This is a genomic window from Mesorhizobium sp. f-mel (assembly GCF_053850215.1).
Genome location: NZ_JBSPTO010000008.1, coordinates 157,612 through 182,088, shown reverse-complemented (window position 1 = coordinate 182,088; position 24,477 = coordinate 157,612). Strand labels below are relative to the sequence as shown.

The 24,477-nt window shown below is 63.2% G+C and carries 27 protein-coding genes and 1 pseudogene; 12 read left to right on the top strand and 16 right to left on the bottom strand.

Translation table 11 applies throughout. The features are described from left to right. Positions 1-12: 12 nt before the first annotated feature. From ACWUKX_RS13570 to rpsP, 7 genes are all read left to right on the top strand, one after another. A complete protein-coding gene (locus ACWUKX_RS13570) occupies positions 13-1,260 on the top strand; it encodes a flavin monoamine oxidase family protein (protein WP_456007283.1) in 1,248 nt (415 codons plus the stop codon). 100 nt (positions 1,261-1,360) lie between these two features. Continuing rightward, on the top strand, positions 1,361-2,452 hold the full coding sequence (locus tag ACWUKX_RS13565) for a zinc-binding metallopeptidase family protein (RefSeq protein ID WP_456007281.1): 1,092 nt from the start codon (positions 1,361-1,363) through the stop codon (positions 2,450-2,452). A 64-nt stretch (positions 2,453-2,516) separates the two neighbouring features. Then, positions 2,517-3,116, top strand: a complete 600-nt coding sequence (locus ACWUKX_RS13560; protein WP_456007279.1) for a DUF1236 domain-containing protein — start codon at positions 2,517-2,519, stop codon at positions 3,114-3,116. 204 nt (positions 3,117-3,320) lie between these two features. After that, a complete protein-coding gene (locus tag ACWUKX_RS13555) occupies positions 3,321-4,268 on the top strand; it encodes a CPBP family intramembrane glutamic endopeptidase (RefSeq protein WP_456007278.1) in 948 nt (315 codons plus the stop codon). A gap of 342 nt (positions 4,269-4,610) precedes the next feature. Then, positions 4,611-6,239 (top strand): signal recognition particle protein, encoded by a 1,629-nt coding sequence (gene ffh / locus ACWUKX_RS13550; protein ID WP_456007276.1) that lies wholly within the window; start codon positions 4,611-4,613, stop codon positions 6,237-6,239. Positions 6,240-6,246: 7 nt separating this feature from the next. After that, positions 6,247-6,573, top strand: coding sequence for a chorismate mutase (locus tag ACWUKX_RS13545; RefSeq protein ID WP_127209851.1), 327 nt, complete (start codon positions 6,247-6,249; stop codon positions 6,571-6,573). An 89-nt stretch (positions 6,574-6,662) separates the two neighbouring features. Next, on the top strand, positions 6,663-7,064 hold the full coding sequence (gene rpsP, locus ACWUKX_RS13540; RefSeq protein WP_027153676.1) for a 30S ribosomal protein S16: 402 nt from the start codon (positions 6,663-6,665) through the stop codon (positions 7,062-7,064). Between the two features lie 79 nt (positions 7,065-7,143). Here rpsP and ACWUKX_RS13535 read toward each other — a convergent pair whose 3' ends face one another. From ACWUKX_RS13535 to ACWUKX_RS13525, 3 genes are all read right to left on the bottom strand, one after another. After that, on the bottom strand, positions 7,144-7,407 hold the full coding sequence (locus tag ACWUKX_RS13535; protein WP_456007274.1) for a YMGG-like glycine zipper-containing protein: 264 nt from the start codon (positions 7,405-7,407) through the stop codon (positions 7,144-7,146). A gap of 154 nt (positions 7,408-7,561) precedes the next feature. Then, complete coding sequence (locus ACWUKX_RS13530; RefSeq protein WP_456007333.1) at positions 7,562-7,972, bottom strand: DoxX family protein; 411 nt, start codon at positions 7,970-7,972, stop codon at positions 7,562-7,564. Positions 7,973-8,101: 129 nt separating this feature from the next. Continuing rightward, complete coding sequence (locus ACWUKX_RS13525) at positions 8,102-9,007, bottom strand: bestrophin family protein (protein ID WP_455840745.1); 906 nt, start codon at positions 9,005-9,007, stop codon at positions 8,102-8,104. A 155-nt stretch (positions 9,008-9,162) separates the two neighbouring features. On the opposite strand from ACWUKX_RS13525, the gene ACWUKX_RS13520 reads away from it, so the two are divergent. Beyond that, on the top strand, positions 9,163-9,570 hold the full coding sequence (locus ACWUKX_RS13520; protein WP_456007272.1) for an ACT domain-containing protein: 408 nt from the start codon (positions 9,163-9,165) through the stop codon (positions 9,568-9,570). Positions 9,571-9,835: 265 nt separating this feature from the next. Here ACWUKX_RS13520 and ACWUKX_RS13515 read toward each other — a convergent pair whose 3' ends face one another. Further along, on the bottom strand, positions 9,836-10,870 hold the full coding sequence (locus ACWUKX_RS13515; RefSeq protein WP_455840747.1) for an aspartate-semialdehyde dehydrogenase: 1,035 nt from the start codon (positions 10,868-10,870) through the stop codon (positions 9,836-9,838). 436 nt (positions 10,871-11,306) lie between these two features. Between ACWUKX_RS13515 and ACWUKX_RS13510 the strand changes: the two genes are divergently transcribed. Together ACWUKX_RS13510 and ACWUKX_RS13505 are read left to right on the top strand one after the other, a co-directional pair. Further along, positions 11,307-13,148: a DEAD/DEAH box helicase gene (locus tag ACWUKX_RS13510; RefSeq protein WP_456007270.1), complete on the top strand. Its 1,842-nt coding sequence runs from the start codon at positions 11,307-11,309 to the stop codon at positions 13,146-13,148. Between the two features lie 276 nt (positions 13,149-13,424). Beyond that, complete coding sequence (locus tag ACWUKX_RS13505; RefSeq protein WP_456007268.1) at positions 13,425-14,138, top strand: DUF805 domain-containing protein; 714 nt, start codon at positions 13,425-13,427, stop codon at positions 14,136-14,138. Here the strand turns inward: ACWUKX_RS13505 and ACWUKX_RS13500 are convergent. From ACWUKX_RS13500 to ACWUKX_RS13480, 5 genes are all read right to left on the bottom strand, one after another. Then, positions 14,128-14,496 (bottom strand): hypothetical protein, encoded by a 369-nt coding sequence (locus ACWUKX_RS13500; RefSeq protein ID WP_456007266.1) that lies wholly within the window; start codon positions 14,494-14,496, stop codon positions 14,128-14,130. The two genes, ACWUKX_RS13505 and ACWUKX_RS13500, sit on opposite strands and share 11 nt — an antisense overlap. Before the next feature lie 7 nt (positions 14,497-14,503). Next, positions 14,504-15,607: a 3-isopropylmalate dehydrogenase gene (leuB, locus tag ACWUKX_RS13495; RefSeq protein WP_456007264.1), complete on the bottom strand. Its 1,104-nt coding sequence runs from the start codon at positions 15,605-15,607 to the stop codon at positions 14,504-14,506. A gap of 266 nt (positions 15,608-15,873) precedes the next feature. Then, positions 15,874-16,257 (bottom strand): RidA family protein, encoded by a 384-nt coding sequence (locus ACWUKX_RS13490; protein WP_456007262.1) that lies wholly within the window; start codon positions 16,255-16,257, stop codon positions 15,874-15,876. A 316-nt stretch (positions 16,258-16,573) separates the two neighbouring features. Beyond that, positions 16,574-16,861: a GIY-YIG nuclease family protein gene (locus ACWUKX_RS13485; RefSeq protein WP_456007331.1), complete on the bottom strand. Its 288-nt coding sequence runs from the start codon at positions 16,859-16,861 to the stop codon at positions 16,574-16,576. A 259-nt stretch (positions 16,862-17,120) separates the two neighbouring features. Continuing rightward, the gene (locus ACWUKX_RS13480; protein WP_029349459.1) at positions 17,121-18,344 is read right to left on the bottom strand and encodes an argininosuccinate synthase; all 1,224 of its coding nucleotides are present in this window, start codon (positions 18,342-18,344) and stop codon (positions 17,121-17,123) included. A 178-nt stretch (positions 18,345-18,522) separates the two neighbouring features. Between ACWUKX_RS13480 and ACWUKX_RS13475 the strand changes: the two genes are divergently transcribed. Next, positions 18,523-19,164, top strand: coding sequence for a LysE family translocator (locus ACWUKX_RS13475; RefSeq protein WP_456007260.1), 642 nt, complete (start codon positions 18,523-18,525; stop codon positions 19,162-19,164). On the opposite strand, the gene ACWUKX_RS13470 is transcribed toward ACWUKX_RS13475, so the two are convergent. The 5 genes and pseudogenes from ACWUKX_RS13470 to ACWUKX_RS13450 form a co-directional block, all read right to left on the bottom strand. Beyond that, positions 19,136-19,615, bottom strand: coding sequence for a hypothetical protein (locus ACWUKX_RS13470; protein ID WP_456007259.1), 480 nt, complete (start codon positions 19,613-19,615; stop codon positions 19,136-19,138). The genes ACWUKX_RS13475 and ACWUKX_RS13470 overlap by 29 nt on opposite strands. Beyond that, entirely contained in the window at positions 19,612-20,847 is a 1,236-nt protein-coding gene (gene rlmN, locus ACWUKX_RS13465) for a 23S rRNA (adenine(2503)-C(2))-methyltransferase RlmN (RefSeq protein ID WP_456007257.1), read from the bottom strand. Before rlmN ends, ACWUKX_RS13470 begins: the two co-directional genes overlap by 4 nt. A gap of 197 nt (positions 20,848-21,044) precedes the next feature. Then, complete coding sequence (locus tag ACWUKX_RS13460) at positions 21,045-21,548, bottom strand: invasion associated locus B family protein (protein WP_029349450.1); 504 nt, start codon at positions 21,546-21,548, stop codon at positions 21,045-21,047. Positions 21,549-21,782: 234 nt separating this feature from the next. Beyond that, positions 21,783-22,145: a YkvA family protein gene (locus ACWUKX_RS13455; RefSeq protein WP_029349448.1), complete on the bottom strand. Its 363-nt coding sequence runs from the start codon at positions 22,143-22,145 to the stop codon at positions 21,783-21,785. A gap of 152 nt (positions 22,146-22,297) precedes the next feature. Next, positions 22,298-22,593 (bottom strand): annotated as a pseudogene (locus ACWUKX_RS13450) (4a-hydroxytetrahydrobiopterin dehydratase). Between the two features lie 52 nt (positions 22,594-22,645). Here ACWUKX_RS13450 and ACWUKX_RS13445 point away from each other — a divergent pair. Continuing rightward, positions 22,646-23,164 carry a low molecular weight protein-tyrosine-phosphatase gene (locus tag ACWUKX_RS13445; protein ID WP_456007255.1) on the top strand — a complete coding sequence of 173 codons (519 nt, stop codon included), beginning with the start codon at positions 22,646-22,648 and terminating at the stop codon, positions 23,162-23,164. Here the strand turns inward: ACWUKX_RS13445 and thpR are convergent. Together thpR and ACWUKX_RS13435 are read right to left on the bottom strand one after the other, a co-directional pair. Then, positions 23,068-23,664 (bottom strand): RNA 2',3'-cyclic phosphodiesterase, encoded by a 597-nt coding sequence (gene thpR / locus ACWUKX_RS13440; protein ID WP_095520053.1) that lies wholly within the window; start codon positions 23,662-23,664, stop codon positions 23,068-23,070. The genes ACWUKX_RS13445 and thpR overlap by 97 nt on opposite strands. Positions 23,665-23,795: 131 nt before the next feature. Beyond that, positions 23,796-24,440 (bottom strand): arylesterase, encoded by a 645-nt coding sequence (locus ACWUKX_RS13435; RefSeq protein ID WP_455840756.1) that lies wholly within the window; start codon positions 24,438-24,440, stop codon positions 23,796-23,798. Positions 24,441-24,477: the final 37 nt, after the last annotated feature.

The window sequence follows — 24,477 nt, the reverse complement described above, 5'->3', positions numbered from 1 at the left end:
GCTAGAATATTCATGGAAGACGTTGACGTCGTGGTCATCGGCGCCGGCTCGGCGGGACTTTCCGCCGCCAAGACCCTGGGTGGGGCCGGCCTTTCCTTCAAGCTGTTCGAAGCGATGAACCGTATCGGCGGCCGCGCCTGGACCAGCGATCAGCATTTCGGCATTCCTTTCGATATCGGCTGCGCCTGGCTGCACGCGGCCGACCGCAATCCCTACTTTCCGGAGGCGCAAGCTGCCCGCTGGACGCTTCACCATCACGACATGAATGTCGATCATCTCTATTATCGCAATCGAAAGGCGAGCGAGGACGAAGAGGCCGCGATGAAAGCGGCCGATAGCAGGCTGTTCGAGCTTCTGGCGGCGCATGAGGTCAAGGTTGGTGACGACGACCGTCTTTCGGCGTTGCTCGCCAAAGGCCATGCGCCGCGCGCCGCCGCCACCTTCGCCGGGCCAATGGACTTCGGCGCCGACGAGGACGAGATCTCGATCCGCGACTTTCAGGCCGCCGCCGATCTCGATCCAAACTATTTCACCAAGGAGGGGTTCGGCGCACTGGTCGCCCGTTTCGGCGCCGACGTGCCCGTCGAGCTGTCGACGCCGGTGCGGAAAATCCTCTGGGACGTGCCTGGCGTCGCCTGCGTCACCGATCGCGGCACCATCCGCGCCAAGGCGGCCATCGTCACCGCCTCGCCGGCGGTGCTCGCCTTCGAGGAGATCGAATTCTCGCCGGCGCTGCCCGACACACATTTCGCTGCCTTCTTCGACCTGCCGATGGGCATGCTGACCAAGCTGCCGGTCGAAATCAGGGGCACAAGGCTCGGGCTGGCGCCCTTCGACGACCTGCTGATCGAGCGGCTGGCCAGGCACGACATCTACTTCCTTTGCTTTCCCTTCGACCTCGACCTGATGGTCGGCTTCGTCGGCGGCGATTTCGCCTGGGAGATGTCGGCGGCGGGCGAGGCGGCAGGCGTCGACTTCGTCGTCGACCGGCTGTGCGCCATATTCGGCGGGGACGTGCGGAAACATGTCGGGCGCGCCATGATGACCAATTGGGGCGGCGAGCGGTTCGTGCGCGGCGCCTATGCGGCCGCCCGCCCCGGCCGTTCGCAGGCGCGCGCCACGCTGATGCAGCCGGTGGCGGAAAAAATCTTCTTCGCCGGCGAGCATCTGGCCGGTCCGCTGATGCAGACCTGCGGCGGCGCCAGGCTGTCGGGCGAGGCGGTGGCGAGAACGGTCGCCGCCCAGCTTGCGGCAAAATAGCATTGGCAGGAACGCCGGCCGCCGACAGGCGTTTGGGTGATATGCCGCTCCGCACTATATCCGGACCTGATGATTTGAGACCTGATGATTTGAGATTGGGATGAAGCTCTTCGCTTGCCCGCATTGCGGCCACCGCCTCTATTTCGAGAACGCCCAGTGCCTGAACTGCGCCAGCCCCGTGCTGTACGATCCCGAGCATGCGGGCTTCGTGTTGTCCGGCGCCGGCGGCGTTTTCCAGTGCACCAATGCCGACGAGTGCGCCTGCAACTGGATGGCGGAACCTGGCCATGCCTTCTGCCGCGCCTGCGAGCTGAACCAGTTGATCCCGGACCTTTCGGTCGATGGCAACCGCCGTCGTTGGATCCGCGTCGAAGCGGCTAAGAAACGGGCAATCTATTCGCTGCTCGCCGCCGGACTGCCGGTCGCGTCCAAGCGGAACGCCGGCGACGAGGCCGGCCTCGCCTTCGACTTCCTCGCCGATCCGATCGGCGGCCCAGGGGGCGCGCGCATCCTGACCGGCCATGACAACGGCCTGATCACACTGAATGTCGCCGAGGCGGACTCGGCCGAGCGCGAAAGACGGCGCGTCGAGATGGGCGAGAACTACCGTACGTTGCTCGGCCATTTCCGCCACGAGCTCGGCCACTATTACTGGGACCGCCTGATCCGCGACGACCCGCAACGGCTTGCCGCCTTCCGCGCATTGTTCGGCGACGAGCGCATCGATTACGAGCAGGCGCTGAAGACCTACCATGCCGAAGGTGCTGCGCCCGACTGGCAGCAGGACCACATTTCCGCCTATGCCACGTCTCATCCCTGGGAGGACTGGGCCGAGACATGGGCACACCACCTGCACATCACCGATACGCTGGAGATGGTGCATGCGCTGAATTTCCCGCTCGGCCGACTGGAAACGGTAGAGGCCAACGAGCTGTCGTGCAGCGACACCGGCGGCGAGCTGCAACCGGCGCCGTCGGAACCTGCCGCCGTTCCCGAACCGTTCGAAAAGATCCTGGCCCGCTGGCTGGTGCTGTCGGAAGCGTCCAACTCGATCAACCGCTGCATGGGCCTGCCGGACCTTTATCCCTTTGTCATCTCGGAGGTGACCGCACGGAAGCTGGCCTTCGTCCATGAACTGCTGGCTGACGTGAAAGAAACCGGAACAAAACGTGAGCCGGCCGAGGCGTTTTAGCCGGAACGCATGAAGCCCTGTTTCGTTTTCGTTCGCGAGGGACTATCAAAACGGAGCGAAAACCATGAAGCGCATACTGTTTCCTGCTGTCGCCGGAGCGCTTGTCGCCATGTCGGGTACAGCCTTGGCCGATACCGCTGTCTCGGCTGTCGCCGATCTCAACATTCGAGCCGGCCCCGGCCCGCAATACCCGGTCATCGGCGTGCTCGCCGCCGGCCAGTCGGCAACGCTTGATGGCTGCATCCAAAACAGCAAATGGTGCACCATAGCCGAGGCCAATGGCCAGGGCTGGATTTATTCCGACTATGTGACGGCCGAATTCGGCGGCAACGAGGTCGTCCTGACCCGGCGCCCGGCCGACGCAGACATTACCATCGTCGAAGCGCCCGCCGACGTCGACGATCCCGACGTCTATACCGGAGCGATCGTCGCTGGCGAGCCGATCGAGCCGATCAGGCGGCCTCCGGCCGAGGTCCGCACCTACATCGAGACCAACCGGGTCGACCCGGTCTATCTCGAGGGCGAGGTGGTTACCGGCGCGACCTTGCCCGATACCGTCGAGTTGCGCGAGATTCCGGACTACGACTACCGCTATGTCTATGTGAACGGTCAGCCGGCACTGGTCGATCCCGGCACCCGACGCATCATGTACGTCGAGCGCTGACATCAGCGAGCAATTCAGGCGGCCGCCCGGCAAGAGCCGACTGCGGCCGCCGCTGTCCGCTATTTTTAACCGGAGCTTCGTGCTGGAGCGGCGTGCCCGCCGCTCCAGCCTTTTGTTCGAGCGTCGGATTTGCCCAAAACCGGTTCCACTTTCGGGTCCGATGCTCTAGACCATGCGACCCTATGCATCAGGCAAGGAACCCTCGTGATATCAGACCCTGCCGCCTTCGAGCGCTACCGGCATACTCCCAACTCCAAGACGACCCTGCCGCGGCTCCTGCTCGGAACGGCGATCGTCGTCCTGTTCTGGGTCGCGACAACCATCGCCGTGCTGTTCGGCGGCGCCTATGTTTTTGTTATCTGGCAGGCATCGTCCGGCGCCCCGATGGAAGGAGGGGCGGTGCAGAATTTCATGGCCTCGCCCGCCGGGATCCTCGCCGCGCTCGCCTCCTTTGCCGGGATTTGGCTCGGCCTGTGGGCTGCCATGCGCTGGGCCCATCGCGAGCCGCTGATGGCGCTGATCGGCACCAGCCGCCGCGTTTCGCGCTCGGGATTTCTTAGGGGATTGGCCGCGGTGTTGATCACATCGCTGCTCTCCGAAATCCTGCTCTATCTCCTGCAGCCCGAGATTGCGCGCGGCGCAATCGGCCTGTCGTCTTGGCTGCTGTTCCTGATCCCGATCGCTGCGCTGACCCTGCTGCAGACCTCGTCCGAAGAGGTGCTGTTTCGCGGCTATCTCGTGAGGGGCCTGGCCAACCGGTTTCAAAACCCCTTCATCTGGGCGCTGCTGCCAGGACTTCTGTTCACTGCGATGCATTGGAGCCCAAGCTCGACGGCCGCCATCAACGCCTGCGTGCTGGCCTCGATCGCCGCTTTTGCGCTGCTCCTGACGCTTGTGGTCTATGCCACGGGCAACCTCGGCGCGGCGTTCGGCGCCCACCTCGGCAACAATCTGACCGGTTTCCTGTTGATTTCGCATCAGCAAAGCTACAATTCGTTCGCCCTGTTCAACGCCAAGCCGCTCGAAGGGCCCGGCTGGACGACGCTTGATGCCGTCATCATCGCGGCGATCGGCATCGTCTGCAGCCTGTTGACTGTTCTGCTGCTGCTGCATCCGCGCTCGCCGCTGAAGGTCGAGCCGGATATTTCGTAGCCCGGCGGCCCAAGCTGATGCGCATCACGCCGCTGGTGCTGCCATAAACCGAACCGGCCCGGTTCAGCGTATTCGGCCCGCGCCTTGACTTCGCGGCCGATTTCCTGTCTACACGCCGCGAATTCCGCGACGAGTATCCGTCCGAGCAAGCCGACCGGGACGCCGAAGCCTCTTTGAGGTGACGTGCTGTAAATCGATCCTGGAGGCCAACATCCGGCAGCGCTGCGCGCCCCCGGGTGCTTTTTGGCTTTGGGTTTTGCTTGGACCGGCTTTTGGTTGGACACTGGGCGCGAACGCATTACCTCTCGGGCATCATCCGGATGCCGGGGAAAAGGAAACAGAATGTTTGAATCGCTTCAGGAGCGCCTTGGCTCCATCCTGAACGGCCTCACCGGCCGCGGTGCCCTGTCCGAGGCCGATGTCTCCGCGGCGCTGCGCGAGGTGCGCCGTGCGCTGCTCGAGGCCGACGTTGCGCTGGAAGTGGTGCGTTCCTTCACCGACAAGGTACGCGAGAAGGCCGTCGGCGCCGCCGTGCTGAAGTCGATCAAGCCCGGCCAGATGGTCGTCAAGATCGTCCATGACGAGCTGGTCGAGATGCTGGGCGCCGAGGGTGTCGCCATCGACCTCAATGCGCCGGCTCCGGTCGTCATCATGATGGTCGGCCTGCAGGGCTCCGGCAAGACGACGACGTCGGCCAAGATCGCCAAGCGCCTCAGCGAGCGCCAGAACAAGAAAGTCCTGATGGCCTCGCTCGACACGCGGCGTCCCGCCGCGCAGGAGCAGCTCCGTCAGCTCGGCGAACAGGTCAAGGTCGCCACGCTGCCGATCGTCGAGGGCCAGACGCCGGTCGACATCGCCCGCCGCGCCGTGCAGGCGGCAAAGCTCGGCGGCCATGACGTCGTCATCCTCGACACCGCCGGCCGCACCCATATCGACGAGCCGCTGATGGTCGAGATGGCCGACATCAAGAAGGTGTCGTCGCCGCACGAAATCCTTTTGGTCGCCGATTCGCTGACCGGCCAGGACGCCGTCAATCTGGCGAAAAGCTTCGATGAGCGCGTCGGCATCACCGGGCTGGTGCTGACCCGCATGGACGGTGATGGCCGTGGTGGTGCAGCACTTTCCATGCGCGCCGTCACCGGCAAGCCGATCAAGCTGATCGGCACCGGCGAGAAAATGGACGGGCTGGAGGAATTCCATCCCAAGCGCATCGCCGACCGCATCCTCGGCATGGGCGACATCATCAGCCTCGTCGAAAAGGCTGCCGAAAACATCGACGCCGAGCAGGCGGCGGCGATGGCCAAGAAGATGCAGTCGGGCAAATTCGACCTGAACGACCTTGCCGGCCAGCTTCAGCAGATGTCGAAGATGGGCGGCATGGGCGGCATCATGGGGATGATGCCGGGTATGGGCAAGATGAAGGACCAGATGGCCGCCGCCGGTCTCGACGACAAGATGTTCGGCCGCCAGCTCGCCATCATATCATCGATGACCAAGGCCGAGCGCGCCAACCCCGAGATTCTGAAGCACTCGCGCAAGAAGCGCATCGCCGCCGGCTCCGGCACCGATGCGGCCGAGATCAACAAGCTCCTGAAGATGCACCGCGGCATGGCCGACATGATGAAGGCGATGGGCGGCAAGGGCAAAGGCGGTGGCCTGATGCGCGGCATGATGGGCGGGCTGGCGCAGAAGATGGGCCTCGGCGGCATGATGCCAGGGGGTATGGGGGGTATGGGAGGCATGGGTGGCCCGGGCGGCATGATGGGCGGCGGCATGCCGGATCTGTCCAAGATGGACCCCAAGCAGCTCGAAGCCTTGCAGAAGCAGGCACAGGCAGCCGGTCTCGGCGGCATGAAGGGCCTGCCCGGTGGCCTTCCCAGTGGGGGTGGCGGCCTGCCTGGGCTGCCCGGCGGCATGAAGCTTCCTGGCTTGGGCGGTGGCGGGCTTCCCGGCCTTGGCAAGAAGAAGTGAGGGCGCCATGAACGAAGAAAAGGACATGGCCGACGCACGTGCGGCGCTGGTCGACTACCGCTCCTCGATCGACAACATCGACGCAGCGCTCATCTACATGCTGGCGGAGCGTTTCCGCTGCACCAAGGCGGTCGGCGAGCTGAAGGCGTCGCATGGCCTGCCGCCGGCCGATCCGGCACGCGAGCAGCAGCAGATCGCCCGCCTTCGCCAACTGGCGAAGGATGCCCATCTCGACCCGGATTTCGCGGAGAAATTCCTGAACTTCGTTGTCCGCGAAGTGATCCGACATCATGAGCAGATCGCCGCATCCAACGGCGTAGCGAAAACCGGCTGAGGACCAGTGCATGTCGCCCAACAACGACATGCATAAAGACGACAGCCATAACCCCGATCAACGAAAATCAGAATTTTAGGAGAAAGAAAATGCCACTGAAAATCCGACTAGCCCGTGCGGGCTCGAAGAAGCGTCCCTATTACCACGTCGTCGTCGCCGACGCCCGTTCGCCGCGCGACGGCCGTTTCATAGAGTCGCTCGGCTCGTGGAACCCGCTGCTGCCCAAGGACGGCGAGCGGGTCAAGGTCGACGCCGACCGCGTCAAGCATTGGCTCTCGCACGGCGCCCAGCCGACCGACCGCGTGCTGCGCTTCCTCGACGAGGCCGGCATTGCCAAGCGTGAGGCCCGCTCCAACCCGAAGAAGGCCGAGCCCGGCAAGAAGGCGCAGGAACGCGCCGCACTTCTGAAGAAGGCGCAGGACGATGCAGCCGCCGCTGTTGCCGCCGCGGCAGCCGCGCCGGCCGAGGCGGAAGCCGCGACCGCCGAATAATTCGCTTTCTATCCCCTACGAGACGGCGGGCCCCTTTGTCCGCCGTTTGCTGTTTCTTCCGACTTATGACGCGGCCCGATCAATAGCCTTCAGGGCAGCGGGCGATGTAGACACGCCCATCGCGACCGCGATAGCGGCACCGGCCGGGTTCGGTAGCACGACCGATCAGTGCGCCGGCGAGGGCGCCGACAGCACCACCGATCACCGCCCCTTCAACGTCGTCATCGGCCACTGCAGCGCCGACAGCAGCGCCCCCTAGTCCACCGACCGCCGCGCCCTGTTCTGTCCGGGAACAGGCTGCGAGCGAGGTTACCAGTACCATCAGGACTACCAGTTTCTTCATTGTCGTTCCTCTCAACCGGGTTTTCCGTCCTCGCCGCCACATCTTCTAACTCGCAAACGGGCGATTTGATCCAAAGTCAAAAGAAGAAGGGTGGCGGCAGACCGTGGTCCTCTCCGGCGACGCGACCGCCATCGAACGGCTTTTGAAGTCGGCTCTATCGGTTGAGCAGGATCAGCGCGCGCACCCTGGGGTTGCGCAGGAAAAGGCCGCCCCACAAGATGAAGCCGAGATAGACGCCGAACAGTGTGTGCGAAAACAGCGGGCTGCCAATACGTATATGCGTCGCGATGGCGCCACCGAGATAGGCGGTGAGCAGGATGGCGCCAAGCACCGAGGTGCGCGGCACCGCATAGAGCGCGGTCGAGACCAGCCCGATGATGCCGAGCATGCGCGAGACATTGGGATCGGCCGGCCAGCCGAGCTGCACCATGGTCCGGGTGACGACATCGAGCGGCGGCAGCTTGATGACGCCGTCGAAGATCATGAACAGCACGATGAGGGCGCTGAGCCCTCGGCCGGTCCACAGCGCGCCCGGCGTGACGGATGCAGTTTGAGACATGGTTATTGGTCCTCCGGTTTTTGCAAGCGCTGGCCCCTCTACGCCAGGGTCGAACCAAGGACGCGGCGTGAGACGACGATCCGACACGCCTACGATCTTTTGAGCGCATGTGCTGCGATGAGCGCCCGAACAACCCTAGGAAAAATAGAACTTTTCGGCAGGGATCATTTTCGGCGGCGGCTCGCCGAGCGCTTCGAACACCGAGATTTCACAGACGCGGCATAGGCCGTCGAGGGCGAGATCGTTGGCCTCGGTGCCGAACGGGTCCTCGAGTTCTTCCGAAAGCGCGTCGAGGCCGAAGAAGGTGTAGGCGATCAGCGCCGTGAACAGCGGCGTCGCCCAGCCGGCAGTCGATGCCAGCCCAAACGGCAGCAGCAGGCAGAAGATATAGGCAGTGCGCTGCAAGAGCAGCGTGTAGGCAAACGGAAGCGGTGTCCCCATAATGCGCTCGCAGCCGGCCTGCGCTGCGGCGATTTCCGACAGGCGCTCGTCGAGGATGCGGTAGCCCATGACATCGATCGCCCCGGCCCTGTATAGCGCGGCGGCTCGCTCGCCCATACGCCGCACCATGGCGTCGGGCGGGTTGGCCAGCTTGGCGGCACTTTCGGCCTCTTCGCCGATGAACGCGCGTGCTTCGGTCGTGGCATCTACCCGCCGAAGCAGGCCGCGCAGGAAATGGCAGAAGGCGATCGCCTCCATCAACATCCCGCGCAGTTCGATGCGATCCTCGATCAGCCCCGTGCTGGCGCGCGCCAGATTGCGAATGTCGAATACAAGCTGGCCCCACAGCTTGCGCGCTTCCCACCAGCGGTCATAGGCGGCATTGTTGCGGAAACCGAGATAGATCGACAGCGCCACACCGAGTAAGGCAAACGGCGCGGGGCCGGCATCGCCGAAGTCGAGCTTCAGCGCCCCGACCGCCAGCACCACCAGCGCGCCATAGACACCGAAGCCGAAGATCTGCGGCAGGATGCGCGGCACCACCGAGCCGCGCATGATGAAGAACAGATGCAAGAACCCCGGGCGCGGGCGAACGATCATCGAAACCCCTTTCACGGACCGGCAATGATCCTGATCGGTTCCATTGTGCGATGCAATACACGCATAAGCCCAGCCGTCAGCGACATGGCGGCGTCGCCTTGCCGGCTGGGGCCGAGCACGTTATCGAAAATCCGCAAGACATTCGGGAGCAATCGATGGCCGGCGAGACCGATCTGAAGAAACTGCTGGCAACGATGACGCCGGAATTGCGTCCCGGCATCCATGTCTTCGCCACACTGCCGCCCGATGCGCCCGTGCCGGACAGCGTCGAGACGGTGATGCTGTTTCGCGAGCGCGAGGGCACGACGGTGATCGCGCTAGAGGAGGAAGCCAAGGCCGCTGGCCTGGCGACCGTCTTCCGCTGCCGGATGGTGACGCTGAACATCCATTCGTCGCTGGAGGCGGTCGGCTTCCTCGCCGCCATCACCGCGCGTCTGGCCGCCGCCGGCATGGGGGTCAATCCGGTCTCGGCCTTCTACCACGACCATTTGTTCGTGCCCGCCGACCGGGCGGAAGAGGCGATGGAGCTGCTGGAAAAGCTAGCGGAGGAGAGCCGGCTGTGAAGCAGGCGCCTTGCTGCCTACTTGAGACGCCTGTGCTGCCCCTCATCCCCCTGCCGGAATCCCGGCCCTCGCTACGCCAGGGGCGTTCGTCGTTCGGAAAGCCAAGCATTGGCTTTCCGTCCGCTTCGCGGACCACTTCTCACCCCCGTGAAGGGGGAGAAGGAAGCTAATGGCCGAGGGCCGCGCCCGCGACTGCGGGCCGCCGGCTTTCCGGCGCCCGCGGAGGGCCCGCCGCGGCAGCGGCGATACGGCCCGTGAGCGAGAATCAAGCCGCCTTTTTCTTCGGCTGGATCAGCCCGCGCTCGATCAGCAGCTCCGCGATCTGCACCGCGTTGAGTGCCGCGCCCTTGCGCAGATTGTCGGAGACAATCCACATCGAAAGGCCGTTGTCGACGGTCGAATCCTCGCGGATGCGCGAAATGAATGTGGCATCTTCGCCGGCCGAGTCCAGCGGCGTGATGTAGCCGCCGTCCTCACGCTTGTCGAGAACCTGGCAGCCGGGGGCATCCCGGAGAATTTCCCGCGCGTCGTCGGCGGTGATCGGCTTTTCGAACTCGATGTTGACGGCTTCCGAATGGCCAATGAACACCGGCACGCGCACGCAGGTCGCCGTCAGCTTGATCTTGGGATCGAGCATCTTCTTGGTCTCGGCGACCATCTTCCACTCTTCCTTGGTGAAGCCGTCGTCGAGGAAGACGTCGATATGCGGGATGACGTTGAAGGCAATGCGCTTGGTGAATTTCTTGACGTCGACCTGGTCGGCGACGAACACGGCCCGCGTCTGCGTGAACAATTCGTCCATGCCTTCCTTGCCGGCGCCGGATACCGACTGGTAGGTGGCGACGACGACGCGTTTGATGGTGGCGAAGTCGTGCAGCGGCTTTAGCGCCACGACCAGTTGCGCCGTCGAGCAGTTCGGATTGGCGATGATGTTCTTGCGCGTGAACAGCGAAATCGCGTCCGGGTTCACCTCCGGCACGATCAGCGGCACGTCCTGATCGTAGCGGAAGGCCGACGAATTATCGATGACGACGCAGCCCTGCTTGCCGATCTTCGGCGACCATTCCTTCGAGACGTTGCCGCCGGCCGACATGATGCAGATGTCGGTGTCGGAAAAATCAAATTGGTCGAGCGCCCTGACCTTCAGTGTGCGGTCGCCGAACGACACTTCCGTGCCCTGGCTGCGCCGCGAGGCCAGCGCCACCACCTCGCTCACCGGAAAGCCGCGCTCTTCCAGTATGTTGAGCATTTCCCGGCCCACATTGCCCGTGGCGCCGACGATTGCAACCTTGAAACTCATCGAAATCTCCTGTCCTCTCCGCTCGGTTTTTGGAGAAAACCCGCCGACCGATGCGGGTTTCAACCCCCGGGCCGGACCCGGGAGAGGGTGGTTAGGCCAAGGGAATTAGACCGTTTTAGTGGTCGTTTTAGCCGTAGTTTTGCTGGAACGAGGAGACGCGCCGACACGCCCGGCCCAATGGTTCGCATTGCGGCCGGGGAGGTCGAATGCAAGAAGCGCCATCAAAAGGCCGCGCATCGAAACTATCCCGTTCGGTGCCGGCTTTTACGCGGTTTGCGCAAAGAGTCAATCGCGACCCGGCGAGGCGGCTTGCCCTGTACAATGGCGGCGGCGCGAAGTACGAACGATTGGATCGTTTGGCTCGTGGCGCTTCTGGCGCTCGCCGACGGATGACCCATTGCGGGGCATAAAAGAATCCGAATTCCGAAAGAAGCATATGTCCAATTTCGAAGCTATTGTCCCCGCGCTTGCAAAGGCGCTGGAAAAACGCGGTTATGTCGAGCTGACGCCGGTGCAGAAGGCGGTTCTCGAGCTCGGGCAGGCCGATGCGCTGGTTTCGGCGCAGACCGGCTCTGGCAAGACCGTTGCCTTCGGGCTGGCTCTGGCGCCGACTCTTCTCGACGGTGCGGAGCGCTTTTCCCATGCCGCAGCACCGCTGGCGCTGGCCATCGCGCCGACGCGGGAGCTCGCTTTGCAGGTGACGCGCGAGCTCGAATGGCTCTACGAACCGACCGGCGCAGCGATAGCGTCCTGCGTCGGTGGCATGGACATGCGCACCGAACGGCGCGTGCTGGAGCGCGGCGCCCATATCGTTGTCGGCACGCCCGGCCGGCTGCGCGACCACATCACCCGCAATTCGCTCGACATGTCTGAACTGAAGGCAATGGTGCTCGACGAGGCCGACGAGATGCTCGATCTCGGCTTTCGTGAGGATCTCGAATTCATCCTCGATGCCGCCCCTGCCGAGCGCCGCACGCTGATGTTTTCGGCTACCGTGCCGCGCGCCATTGCCACGCTGGCCAAAGGCTACCAGCGCGATGCGGTGCGCATCTCGGCCTCCGGCGAGGAGAAGCAGCATCTCGACATCGAATACCGGGCGCTGAGCGTAGCTCAGCCCGATCGGGAAAACGCCATCATCAACGTGCTGCGCTATTACGAGGCGAAGAACGCACTGGTGTTCTGCAACACGCGCGCCGCCGTCAATCACCTGACCGCGCGCTTCAACAACCGCAACTTTTCCGTCGTGGCGCTTTCGGGCGAGTTGAGTCAGAACGAGCGCAGCCACGCGCTGCAGGCGATGCGCGACGGCCGCGCCAAGGTCTGCATCGCCACCGACGTGGCGGCACGCGGCATCGACCTGCCCAACCTCGAACTGGTGATCCATGCCGACCTGCCGACCAATCCGGAGACGCTGCTGCACCGAAGCGGGCGGACGGGACGGGCGGGACGCAAAGGTGTCAGCGCGCTGATCGTGCCCAACAGTGCCCGCAGGCGCACCGAACGGCTGCTGCAAAGTGCCGGCCTTGCGGCGACATGGGCAAGCCCGCCTTCGGCCGACGACGTGCTGCGCCGCGACGACGAGCGCATCCTCGCCGACCCGGTCTTCAGCGAACCGGTGAAAGAAGAGGAGCGCGGCTTCATCAATGCGCTTCTCGAGCAGCACGGCCCCGAACAGGTGGCCGCCGCGTTCGTGCGCTTCTGCCGCTCCAGCCGCTCGGCGCCCGAGGATCTTCTTGACGTCGCGCCGTTCACGCCGTCGGGCGACAAGTTTGCGCGCAGGGACGAGGCGCCCAGCCGCCGCGACGATTTCGGCGACAGCGTCTGGTTCTCGCTGTCGGTAGGACGCCGGCAAAATGCCGAGCCGCGCTGGCTGATCCCGATGCTGTGCCGGACCGGCGGGATCAGCAAGCGCGAGATCGGTGCCATCAAGATGCAGCCTGAGGAAACCTTCGTGCAGATCGCGGCGGATTGGTCTGACCGGTTTCTCCAGGCGATCGGCCCCGACCGCAAGCTGCAGAACAACATCGCGGTGAAGCGGCTGGACGGCACGCCCGACATGTCGCGGGCCGGCTATCAGGAAGCGCGACCCGACAAGAAGCCTCACCGCGGCAAGCGGACGTTCGACCAGAATGCGCCCAAATTCGAGAAGCGCACACCGTCAGCCGATCAGCGCGCTGAAGCATTCGAGGCAAAGCCCTGGGCGGGGAAGGCAGCAAAGGCGAAGTTCGAAAAGACCGGACCCGCCAAGAACAAGAAATCGAAGAAGCGGCCGGCTTAGCGACGTGCCGGCATGGTTGGCTTGTCATGGCCTGCAAGGGGCTGTCTTTCGCTCGATTCAGGTCTGCGCTGCCCCTCATCCGCCTGCCGGCACCTTCTCCCCGTAAACGGGGAGAAGCCCGCTGGCGGCGCAGACTTCGACGGTTGGTCGTCTCCCAACACGAGTGGGGCGCCATCTTTTGTCTGAAGCGATTGCTTCCCCATTTCCGCGCATACCCCTTGCGATCTGCCGGAACTTTGAACAGTCTGGCGAGACGCGAATGGGGGTGGGCAGGACGTGCGCGGCGAAGTTCTTCACTATGACGAGGACCAGGGCTTCGGTTTCATCACCGGAGCCGATGGCAACCGCTACACGTTCGCGCGCGAGGATCTGCGTCGAGAAGCGTCGATGGCCAGGGGCACGGCCATCGAGTTCCAGCCGGCTGGCGGACGGGCACGCGACGTTTTTTCGATCCGCGCCCAAACCGCCAGTCCGCCCGCCGCTGTGCCCGCCGCAACCGCCGCCGCGGCTCATGCCGGCAATACGCCGGGTGCACGTCAGCCGCAACATTTCGGCCGGTCCGCTGAAAACAGTCCCGCCGCGGCTACCGGATTGTGGGATTATTTCTGGCGGGGCCTGACTGAGAATTACTTCAACTTCGCTGGCCGTGCCCACCGCAAGGAGTATTGGGGCTATTGCCTGTTCTGGACGATCTCGCTGTTGGTGATTGCCGGCATTGGCCTCTTTGTCGACGACGCAATGGGCAATTTCGACAGCGATCTATCGGCGGTGGTGACGGTCGGCCTTTGCGGTGTTTTCGTCCTGGCAACATTCCTGCCGGGTCTCGGCATGACTGTTCGCCGCATCCATGACATCGGCCTGTCGGGCTGGTTCTATCTGGTGGTGTTCATTCCGACGATCGGCTGGCTGATCATCCTGGTCTTCGCGCTGATCCCGACTCAGGCCCGTGAAAACCAGTGGGGACCGGTGCCGCAGGGTGTCAGGGTTTAGCGTCGTGACTGCCGTGTTCGCTAGAAGCGATGTGTTCGATGATCTTGAAGTGCTTCGCGGTGTGACCACGAAGGCCCTTCTTGTGGGCCTGGATCGTTTCGGTCCCAATAATCTCGAATTCTGATCCTTCATAGGCAATTTCACAGTCAACCACTCTGCCGGGCCAAAGCCAGATCAGGAGACCCACTTCAAACTGATCTGGGGTCACCTGTAGCAGGTAAAGATCGCTCTTCTCGATCTGATATTGTTCGCAGACGAACTGCAGCAACGGCGCGAGATGCTGATCGCCGCGAAAGTCAGCTTGGCGTTCCTGCTCGCCAAGAATATCCCTTTCGATGGCGCGTCGTACCTCGCCCATATGCCTGTCAGCCCAGGAACTTGGCGATGATCGCATCGCCCATCTCAGTGGTGCCGACCTCGGTCATCCCACGGGAAAGAATATCCCTGGTGCGCAAGCCCTGGTCGAGCACGGCGGCGATGGCGCTTTCCAGGCGATCGGCCTCGGCCACCATGCGGAAGGAATAACGCATGCACATGGCGAAGGAGGCGATCATGGCGATCGGGTTGGCAATGCCCTTTCCGGCGATATCGGGCGCCGAACCGTGCACCGGCTCGTAGAGTGCCTTGCGCTTTTTCGTCTTGGCATCCGGCGCGCCGAGCGACGCCGAAGGCAGCATGCCGATCGAGCCGGTCAGCATGGCGGCGATGTCGGACAGCATGTCGCCGAACAGATTGTCGGTGACGATGACGTCGAACTGCTTGGGCCAGCGCACCAGCTGCATGCCGCCGGCATCGGCCAACATGTGATCGAGCTTGACGTCGGCATAGCGCGCCTTGTGGGTCTGCGTGACGACCTCGTTCCACAACACGCCTGATTTCATCACATTGCGCTTTTCCATCGAGGTCACATGGTTGCGGCGTGTCCGCGCGAGCTCGAAGGCGACGCCCGAAATGCGCTCGATCTCGAACGTGTCGTAGACCTGCGTGTCGATGCCGCGCTTCTGGCCGTTGCCGAGATCGATGATCTGCTTTGGCTCGCCGAAATAGACGCCGCCGGTGAGCTCGCGCACGATCAGAATGTCGAGTCCCTCGACCACCTCCTGCTTGAGCGAGGAGGACGCCGCCAGCGCCGGATAGCAAATGGCGGGCCTGAGATTGGCGAACAGCTCCATGTCCTTGCGCAGCCGCAGCAGTCCGGCTTCCGGACGCACTTCATAAGGCACCGCATCCCATTTCGGCCCGCCGACGGCGCCGAACAGCACCGCGTCGGCAGCCATCGCCTTGGCCATGTCGGCGTCGGAAATCGCCGCGCCATGCGCGTCGTAGGCGCAGCCGCCGACCAGCCCCTCATCGGTGATGAAGCCGCTACCGAGCTTGTCGTTCATGGCAACGATCAGTTTCTTCACCTCGGCCATCGCCTCGGGGCCGATGCCGTCGCCGGCGAGCAGGAGAAGATTTTTCGAAGCCATCAGAACCGTCCTAAACTATGGCGCATGACCCCGAAATCGGAATCGATTTCGGAAAGGATCGTGCGCAGAACCAAAATTCTACAGCGTCCTTTGCGCGTCCAAAGGACGCGGCGCTGTCGTGAGCCGCGGTCTTGCTAAACGCCAAGCGGGCTATGCGCAAGCTTTGGTTCAGAGCGTCTTGGCGATCCTCGTGCTCCCATCAGTCTTGTCGGACAGCGGGGCGCTGTCCAGCCGACATCGCGCAAGCTTCTGCACCGCCGCCACGCTCAGGCCGTGCGCTTGAGCGCCGTCACTTCGATCTCGATCTTCATTTCCGGCTTGTTGAGCTGGCAGACGATCATCGTAGCCGCCGGCCTGATGTCGCCAAAGGCATCGCCGAGGATCGGAAAGACGATGTCGACGAAAGCCGCGTCGGTGATGTAGTAGTGCGCCCGCACCACATCGGCCATCTCGAAGCCGCCGTCCTGCAACGCCTTGGCGATCGTCGCCAGGCAATTGCGCGTCTGCGCCTCGACCGTCTCCGGCATCGACATGGTCGCATAGTCGTAGCCGGTCGTTCCGGAAACGAAACACCAGTCGCCCTGGACCACGGCGCGCGAATAACCGGCTGCCTTCTCGAAGGGCGAGCCGGTGGAGATCAGTTTTCGCATGGTTCCCTCGCAAATCCTTTAAGCAATGTTGAGTTGAGCTGAAGAAGTGTCGTCCTGCCATGGGCCAGACGGTGCGGTTCGACAGTGCAAAAACCGTGATAGGCATCGGGCCGACGCAGTTGGAAGCCGACCGGCAGCGAACGTCGCTAGTTTTTCGGCGGCCAATTTCAGTGGCAAATCGCAAACTTTCGAGATTAGCCGAAACACCCCTCCCTTCGTCATCCCAGGGCGGAGCAAGGAGCGAAGCGACGCGGCGCAGACCCTGGGATCCATGCCGTTACCTCGCGGCAGTGCTCCAGCGGACCAGAACCGAACGCTACCACCCGGTTCCGCGAAAAAGCTCGAACCACTCTGGATTGGTCTTCTCGATCAGTTCTATCTTCCATGGGCGGGGCCAGCGCTTCAGCGACTTCTCGCGCTGGGTGGCATCGCGGATATCGAAATGTTCTTCATACCAGACCAGACGCTGCACTCCGTAGCGGCTGGTGAAGCGCGAGCTTTGGCCGGATTTGTGCTCCGGCATGCGGCGGCCGAGATCGTTGGTGACGCCGATATAGATCGTGCCACGCTTCTGGCTCGCGGTCATGTAGGCATAGCCGGTCATCATTGAAGGGTAGCTGGCGCAGTTGCGGATACAAGCGCCATTCTGAGCCGCTGCATTCTTCGGCTGAGGTAACGGCATGGATCCCAGGGTCTGCGCCGCGTCGCTTCGCTCCTTGCTCCGCCCTGGGATGACGAAGATGTGGTGGGCCTAACGCTAATCGCGAGCGTTGGAGATTTGCGGCCGGAAGCCGATCGGCAGCGGTCCACAGCTTTTTCCAGGCCCAGTCAAAGAGCCAAGTCCCTCTGTGCAGAGAAACCGGCTAGCTTTTACGATTACGCGCCGCCAGCGTCCGCAACCTTAGCGCGTTAAGGCGGATGAAGCCTTCAGCGTCCTTCTGGTCGTAGGCGCCACGGTCGTCCTCGAAGGTGACCAGCGCGTCGGAATAGAGCGTCTTCTTCGACTTGCGGCCGGTGACGATGACGTTGCCCTTGTAGAGCTTCAGCCGCACCGTGCCTTCGACATCTTCCTGGCTCTTGTCGATCATCGCCTGCAGCATCAGGCGCTCGGGCGCGAACCAGAAGCCGTTGTAGATCAGCTCGGCATAGCGCGGCATGAACTCGTCCTTGAGGTGGGCAGCACCCCGGTCGAGCGTGATCGATTCGATCGCCCGGTGGGCTGATATCAGGATGGTGCCGCCAGGGGTCTCGTAGACGCCGCGCGATTTCATGCCGACGAAACGGTTCTCGACAAGGTCTAGCCGGCCGATGCCGTTGTCGCGGCCGAGATCGTTGAGCGCCGCCAGCATCGTCGCCGGTGACAGCTTCTTGCCATCGAGTGCGATCGGATCGCCCTTCAGGAATTCGATTTCGATCTCGGTGACCTTGTCCGGCGCGTCCATCGGCGAGATGGTGCGCTGATGGACGAATTCCGGCGGCTCGCTCCACGGATCTTCCAGCACTTTGCCTTCGGAGGACGAATGTAGCAGGTTGGCGTCGACCGAAAACGGCGCGTCGCCCCTCTTGTCCTTCGGCACCGGAATCTGGTGCTGCTCGGCGAAGTTGATCAGGTCGGTGCGCGACTTGAACGACCAATCGCGCCATGGCGCGATGACCTTGATGTCGGGGTTGAGCGCATAGGCCGAAAGCTCGAAGCGGACCTGGTCGTTGCCCTTGCCGGTGGCGCCGTGGGCGATCGCATCGGCGCCGGTTTCTTTGGCGATCTCGACGAGGTGCTTGGAGATCAGCGGCCGCGCGATCGAGGTGCCGAGCAAATAGGTGCCTTCATAGACGGCATTGGCGCGGAACATCGGGAATACAAAGTCGGAAACGAACTCCTCGCGGACATCCATGATACGGATGTCCTTGATGCCCATCATCTCGGCTTTGCGCCGCGCTGGCTCCAGCTCGCCGCCCTGGCCGAGATCGGCGGTGAAGGTGACCACCTCGGCGCCGAGCTCGGTCTGCAGCCATTTCAGGATGATGGAAGTGTCGAGGCCGCCGGAATAGGCGAGCACGACTTTCTTGACGGCTTTTGCTTTTGACATTTGGGCGGTTCCGCGGCAGGAGTTCTCGGCGGGCGAGGTATCACGCCGGTTCCGGCTAGTGCAAGGGACGAAGGGTGCGACAGGCACGCTGGATCAGCTATTGCGTGGGCCAGTCGCTGGCGCAGGCACCCTGCCTGCGCTATAGGCTTCGCCGTCTTACGCCTCCAAAGGCCCGCCCATGTCCTTCATTCCCGACACCACGACGCTGATCCAGTTCGCCATCGCCACCGTGATCCTGGCGATCACGCCGGGGCCTGATATGACGCTGTTCGTGTCGCGCACGCTGAGCCAGGGCCGCGCCGCCGGCTTTGCCTCGATGGCCGGCGCACTGTGTGGTACGCTGATCCACACGACGCTGGTGGTGGTCGGCGTCTCGGCGCTGATCGTCGCCTCGCCGGGGGCCTTTCTTGCGCTCAAGATTTTCGGCGCCGGCTATCTCGTCTTCTTGGCCTGGCAGGCGATCACCAGGGGGTCGGCCTTTTCGCCGGTGAAGAAGAGCGGGCCTGAGATTTCTCTGTTCCGCGCCTGGGCGGCAGGGCTCGGCGTCAATTTGCTCAACCCGAAGATCATCCTGTTCTTCATGACCTTCCTTCCGCAGTTCGTCTCCGCCCATGATCCGAACGCGCCCGGAAAGCTGTTCTTCCTCGGCGCGATGTTCGTCGTATTGTCGATCCCGGTAACAGCGCCGATGGTCTTTGCGGCAGAGAAATTCTCGACGGCGATGAAGGCCAGCCCGCGGGTGACGCGCGGCGTCGACTATCTGTTCGCCGGGGTGTTTTCGGCCTTCGCACTCAAGATCCTGACCGCCCAGGCGAAATAGGGTTACCGATTTCGCGCCAGCTTCCGGCCCAGCGCCCGGCGCTCAGCCAGTAGAAAATGCCGCCGACCATGCCGCAGCCGACCACGGCAGCGAGGACGCGCGGATCGGTGATCTCGAAATTGGCATCGGCGGTCTGGTAGGCGAAGCCGAGGAAAACCGCAGCGACCACCGCACCCGCCAGCGCGTAGAACAGCCAGTCGCGCCGGCCGAAGATCTCGGAGACGAGGATGGCGATGGCCGCCGGCATGAAGGCGAAATAGGCGACGAACAGCGCGACGAAGGGAACGGAAAACCATAGCGAGGCCTGCGCCGCCGGTTGCGTCTCGTCCGTCATCAGCCCCAGCGACGCCAGAAACATGATGTTGAGGAAGGCGCTGGCCGCCAGCGCGGCGACGACATAGCCGATCAGGATGACGGCGAAGCGAATGAGATAGGCGACAAGGCGGTTCACGCCTCGCCGTGCCCCGCGATCATCATCGCTTCCAGCGCCAGCCGGTCGACCTTGCGCATGCGCTCGGACTCCGACTTGAGCTGGCCGCAAGCGGCGAGGATGTCGCGGCCGCGCGGCGTGCGGATCGGCGAAGCATAGCCGGCATTGTTGATGTAGTCGGCGAATTTCTCGATCGTCTCCCAATCCGAGCACTGGTAGTTGGTGCCTGGCCACGGGTTGAACGGGATCAGATTGATCTTGGCCGGAATGCCCTTGAGCAACCTGATCAGCCCCTTGGCGTCCTCGATCGAATCGTTGACGTCCTTCAGCATCACATATTCGAAAGTGATGCGGCGGGCGTTCGACAGGCCGGGATAGGCGCGGCAGGCGGCGATCAGCTCTTTCAACGGATATTTTTTGTTGATCGGCACCAAAAGGTCGCGCAGATCGTCGTTTGTGGCGTGCAGCGAGATCGCCAGCATGACGCCGATCTCCTCGCCGGTGCGGAAGATTTCCGGCACGACGCCGGAGGTCGACAGCGTGATGCGTCTTTTCGATAGGGAAAGCCCGTCGCCGTCGGACGCGATCAGGAGCGCCTTCTTCACTGCCTCGAAATTGTAGAGCGGCTCGCCCATGCCCATCATGACGACGTTGGACACTTTCCGACCCTCGGCCGGCACGATGGCGCCGTCCGGCGTGTCGCGGTCGGGGAAATCGCCGAGCCGGTCGCGGGCGGTCAAAAGCTGGGCGAGAATTTCCTCTGATGTCAGGTTGCGCACCAGCTTCTGCGTGCCAGTGTGGCAGAAGGAGCAGGTCAGCGTGCAGCCGACCTGCGAGGAGATGCAGAGCGTGCCGCGGCCTTCTTCGGGAATGTAGACGGTCTCGATTTCGACCGGCCGGCCGGCGCCGCGCGGCGGAAAGCGAAACAGCCATTTGCGCGTCCCGTCGGAGGAAATCTGCTCCTCGACGATCTCGGGCCTGGCGACGGTGAAATGCTTGTCGAGCTCGGCGCGCAAATCCTTGGATATGTTGAACATGCTGGCAAAGTCGGAGACGCCGCGCACATACATCCAGTGCCAGAGCTGTTGGGCGCGCATTTTGGCCTGGCGCTCCGGCACGATGCCTGAGGCAACGAGGGCTGCGCCAAGCTCGGCCCGACTCAGGCCGATCAGCGACGGTTTTTCGGCCGGCGTGGCGCGGGCGCGCAACGCGTCACGGGCGCCCTCAGTGGTAAGGTCGAATGAAAGGGTCATTGTTGCGCCAATATAAGCGATTTGCGGCCGATTACAGCATCGTGCTGGAAATGAAGCGCGGCGCATAGCACAGGTTGATGGCCGAGTCATGGGTGGCGGCGGCGCAAGGCCCGCCGCGATGTGGCCGCCGACGGCGTTTTAAAGAGCAGAAAGCCGGGCTCGCCGCCCGGCCCTTACTCAAAGTTTTTCGCCTATGGCTATTTGCACCTGGCGATGGACGACAGCGCCGCCGAAATGCCTTTCAGCGAAAAGACATAGGTAGTGGTGTTGCCGCGGCCGGATTTCGCCTGCACCCTCATGTCGCTGCCGGACTTCATCGCGGCGATGAGCACCGGCTCCTCGGCGGCATTCTCGACCCAGGCCGACTTGCCGCGGGTGAACATCGAAAAGCTCTTGCCGTCGATGGTGACGGTGGCCTTGGAGTTTTCCTGGAAATTGTAACCGGCGATGAATTGCGGTTCATAGGACACTTGTTGTCCCGGCCGCTGGCTGACGAAGAAGAACATGTCGCCATGGTCAAGCGTCGGCGGCTGCTTGTCGGTCGGCACGGTCAACACGTAGCAAACCTTGCCGCCCGACGCCTGGTAGCTGTAAGTGCCCCAGGCATTGTGCTGGCCGATCTTGGTCGCCGACTGCGCCAGAGCCGGCGCTGTCACGGCCACCAGGACCAGGCTCGAAATTGTAGCAATCAATCCGCGCATCGCTTTTCCCATATATGGTGCGGAAGCAGGCCGGCTCGGCGTCCTGCCCGTCGCTTCATTTTGATTTAATCTGGGTTACCAAACGGTGAACTTCCCTTCAGGAAAAGGAGATCCACGCAGGAAACCGCCGCCATCCTTGCGCCCGTCGCTCCAAAGCGGCAGTTGCAACGTCCCTTTCGCGACTTGGATGCCACGAAAGCGGCAAGAGTTTGACTTTTCTGCCTTATCGCCGGCTCAGCTGTTGTCGGCAATCGCCTGCTTGGCGGCGCGCCGATGCGCCGGTGTGATATGGGCTTTGACGGTGGTGATCGCGGCGGTCAGCACCGCGATGTCGTCGGTAAAGCCCAATCCGAAGACGAAGTCGGGGATGACGTCAGCCGGCAGCACGAAATACCCAAGCGCCGCCACCAGGATGCCCTTGGCGCGCAGCGGCGTGTTCTTGTCCATGGCGCAGTAGTAGGCGGCGACCAGCTCTTCCATGAACGGGATCTGCCGGGCAGCCCTCTTGGCCGTGCGCCAGAATTTCTCGCGCACTTCGCTCGCATCGCCCGCCTTGCCGCCAAAGCCGAAGAAATCAAAACCGGATTTTTGCGCCATCAGTCTCTCCTTGCCGGCCGTCGCGTGGATCCACGCGCGACCGCGAATGGAAATGTGGTGAAACCAGAACCGGGCTGCAAGATGCTGTCTTCATGCATGTCATTAGCTGCGCAACTCGGGTCGAGCCCCGGGGCAGGCTTTGGTGCATTGGCTCAGCCGTCGAAATAGCGGTCCATCGTCCTGGCCAGTTCGAAATCGAGCGCCGTGAGGCCGCCGGCATCATGGGTGTTAAGCGTCACGCTCACGGTCTTGTAGACGTTCGACCAGTCGGGGTGATGGTCCATCTTTCCGCCGCCAGGGCGACGCGGGTCATGAAGGCGAAGGCTTCGGAAAAATTCCTGAAGGTGAAGCTGCGCGCGATCGAACCGCCGTCCTTGGCCAGCGACCAGCCGTCGAGCCCGGCCAGCGCCTCGGCGACCGCCTCCTTGCCCAGTTTCTCTCTCGTCATGGTCGGTTCCCGTGCTATCTGGATTCGCAGTCTTCAGCATAGTGCCGGATCGATGAGCGCAAAGCCGATAAAATCCATTCTTTTCGTCTGTCTCGGCAATATCTGCCGCTCACCGTTGGCGGAGGGCGTGTTGCGTGCCGTCCTGGCGGAGCGCGGTCTCGATCGGGATATCCGGCTTGATTCGGCCGGAACCAGCGACTGGGAAGCCGGCTCGGCACCCGACCCGCGCTCGATGTCGATCGCAGAGCGGCACGGCATCGATATTTCCAGACAGCGGGCGCGCAAGTTGACGCTGGACGATTTCTCGCGTTTCGACCTGATTCTCGCGATGGACCGATCGAATCTCCGGGATTTGAAAGCGCTGGTGCCTGCCGCCATGCGCGACCGGGTCCATCTGTTCCTGGAGTTCGCGGAGGGAACGGTGAGCGACGTGCCGGACCCCTATCACGAGGGGCCGGAGGCGTTTGCCTCGGTCTACCGCATGATCCGCGAAGCGTCGGAGGCGCTGGCGACGCGGCTCGAGGCGCGGCTGTCGGCGCCCGACAGCGGCCAGGCCTCCTCGACGATATAGGGTCCGCCGCCGACCGAATCGCGCGACGACATCAGGACGAAGCGGCCGACACGGAAGGGCAGCGTCGAAAAATTGCCGCGTGCCGAAAGATATTGGGCGACGTCGAGCGGGCTCGAATTGCGTAAGCGCGCCAAGGTCACATGCGGCATGAACTTGCGCGGATCGGCGGGGATGCCGAGGCGCTGGCAGATGCGCTCGATTTCGGCTTGCAGTGCCGAAAGATCGGGCGAGGCGGAAACGCCGGCCCATACCGCATGCGGTTTCTTTTGGCCGAAGGCGCCGACGCCGGACAGTGTCAGCGGGAAGGATGGGCGGTGGATTCGGTCGAGCGCGTTGGCGATCTCGTCGGCGACATGGCCCTCGACATCGCCGATGAAGCGCAGCGTCAAATGGTAGTTCTCGACGTCGATCCAGCGGGCCCCGGGCAGGCCGCCCCGGAGCAGGGACAGCGAAAGGGCGGCGTCACGCGGTATTTCGAGGGCGGTGAAAAGACGCGGCATGGTAAGCCTCCTGTCCTCGAATCGAACTCTTGTCCTAGCGAATCATCGAAAATCAAGCGGGGCAAGCGGATTGTTGATTGCACCTGGCCTAAATCGCAGGGGAAAGCGAACCCTCATCGAAATTCAGTCCTTCAAGAGTTGCCCTTAACTACGGCAATGGCTTTTTCGACCTCCGGCAGTATACGCTCGACCATGCGGTCGATGCCCTTGGCATTCGGGTGCAGGCCGTCCTCGAGCTGAAAAGTGGCGTCGCCGGCGACGCCCTCGAGGAAGAACGGATAGAGCGGGACGCCGTATTTTTCCGCCAGTTTCGGAAAGATCGCGTCAAAGCCGCTCTGGTAGTCGGCGCCGAGATTGGGTGCGGCGCGCATGCCGGCCAGCAGCACGGCGATCTTGCGCTGCTTGAGCTTCGCCAGCATGGCGTCCAGATTCTTTTGCGTGATGGCGGGAGAAACGCCGCGCAGCATGTCGTTGGCACCGAGTTCGAGGATGACCAGCTGCGTGCCGTCCGGCACCGACCAGTCGAGCCGCGACAGGCCGCCACTCGACGTATCGCCGGAGACACCGGCATTGGTTACGGTCACATCGTGGCCCTTGGCGCGAAGTGCTGCCTCAAGTTTCTGGGTGAAGCCTTCGTCCGGTCCGAGGCCAAAGCCCGCCATCAGGCTGTCGCCGAAACCGACGATCTTCAGGGGCTCGGCGCGCGCCGACGAAAGGGCGCCGCAAATTCCAAGGAAAAGGATCAAGGCTGCGGCAAGTGTGTGTTTGAAAGCCATGCGGCAGGCCCCATATGACGAAGGACATTTTGTTGCG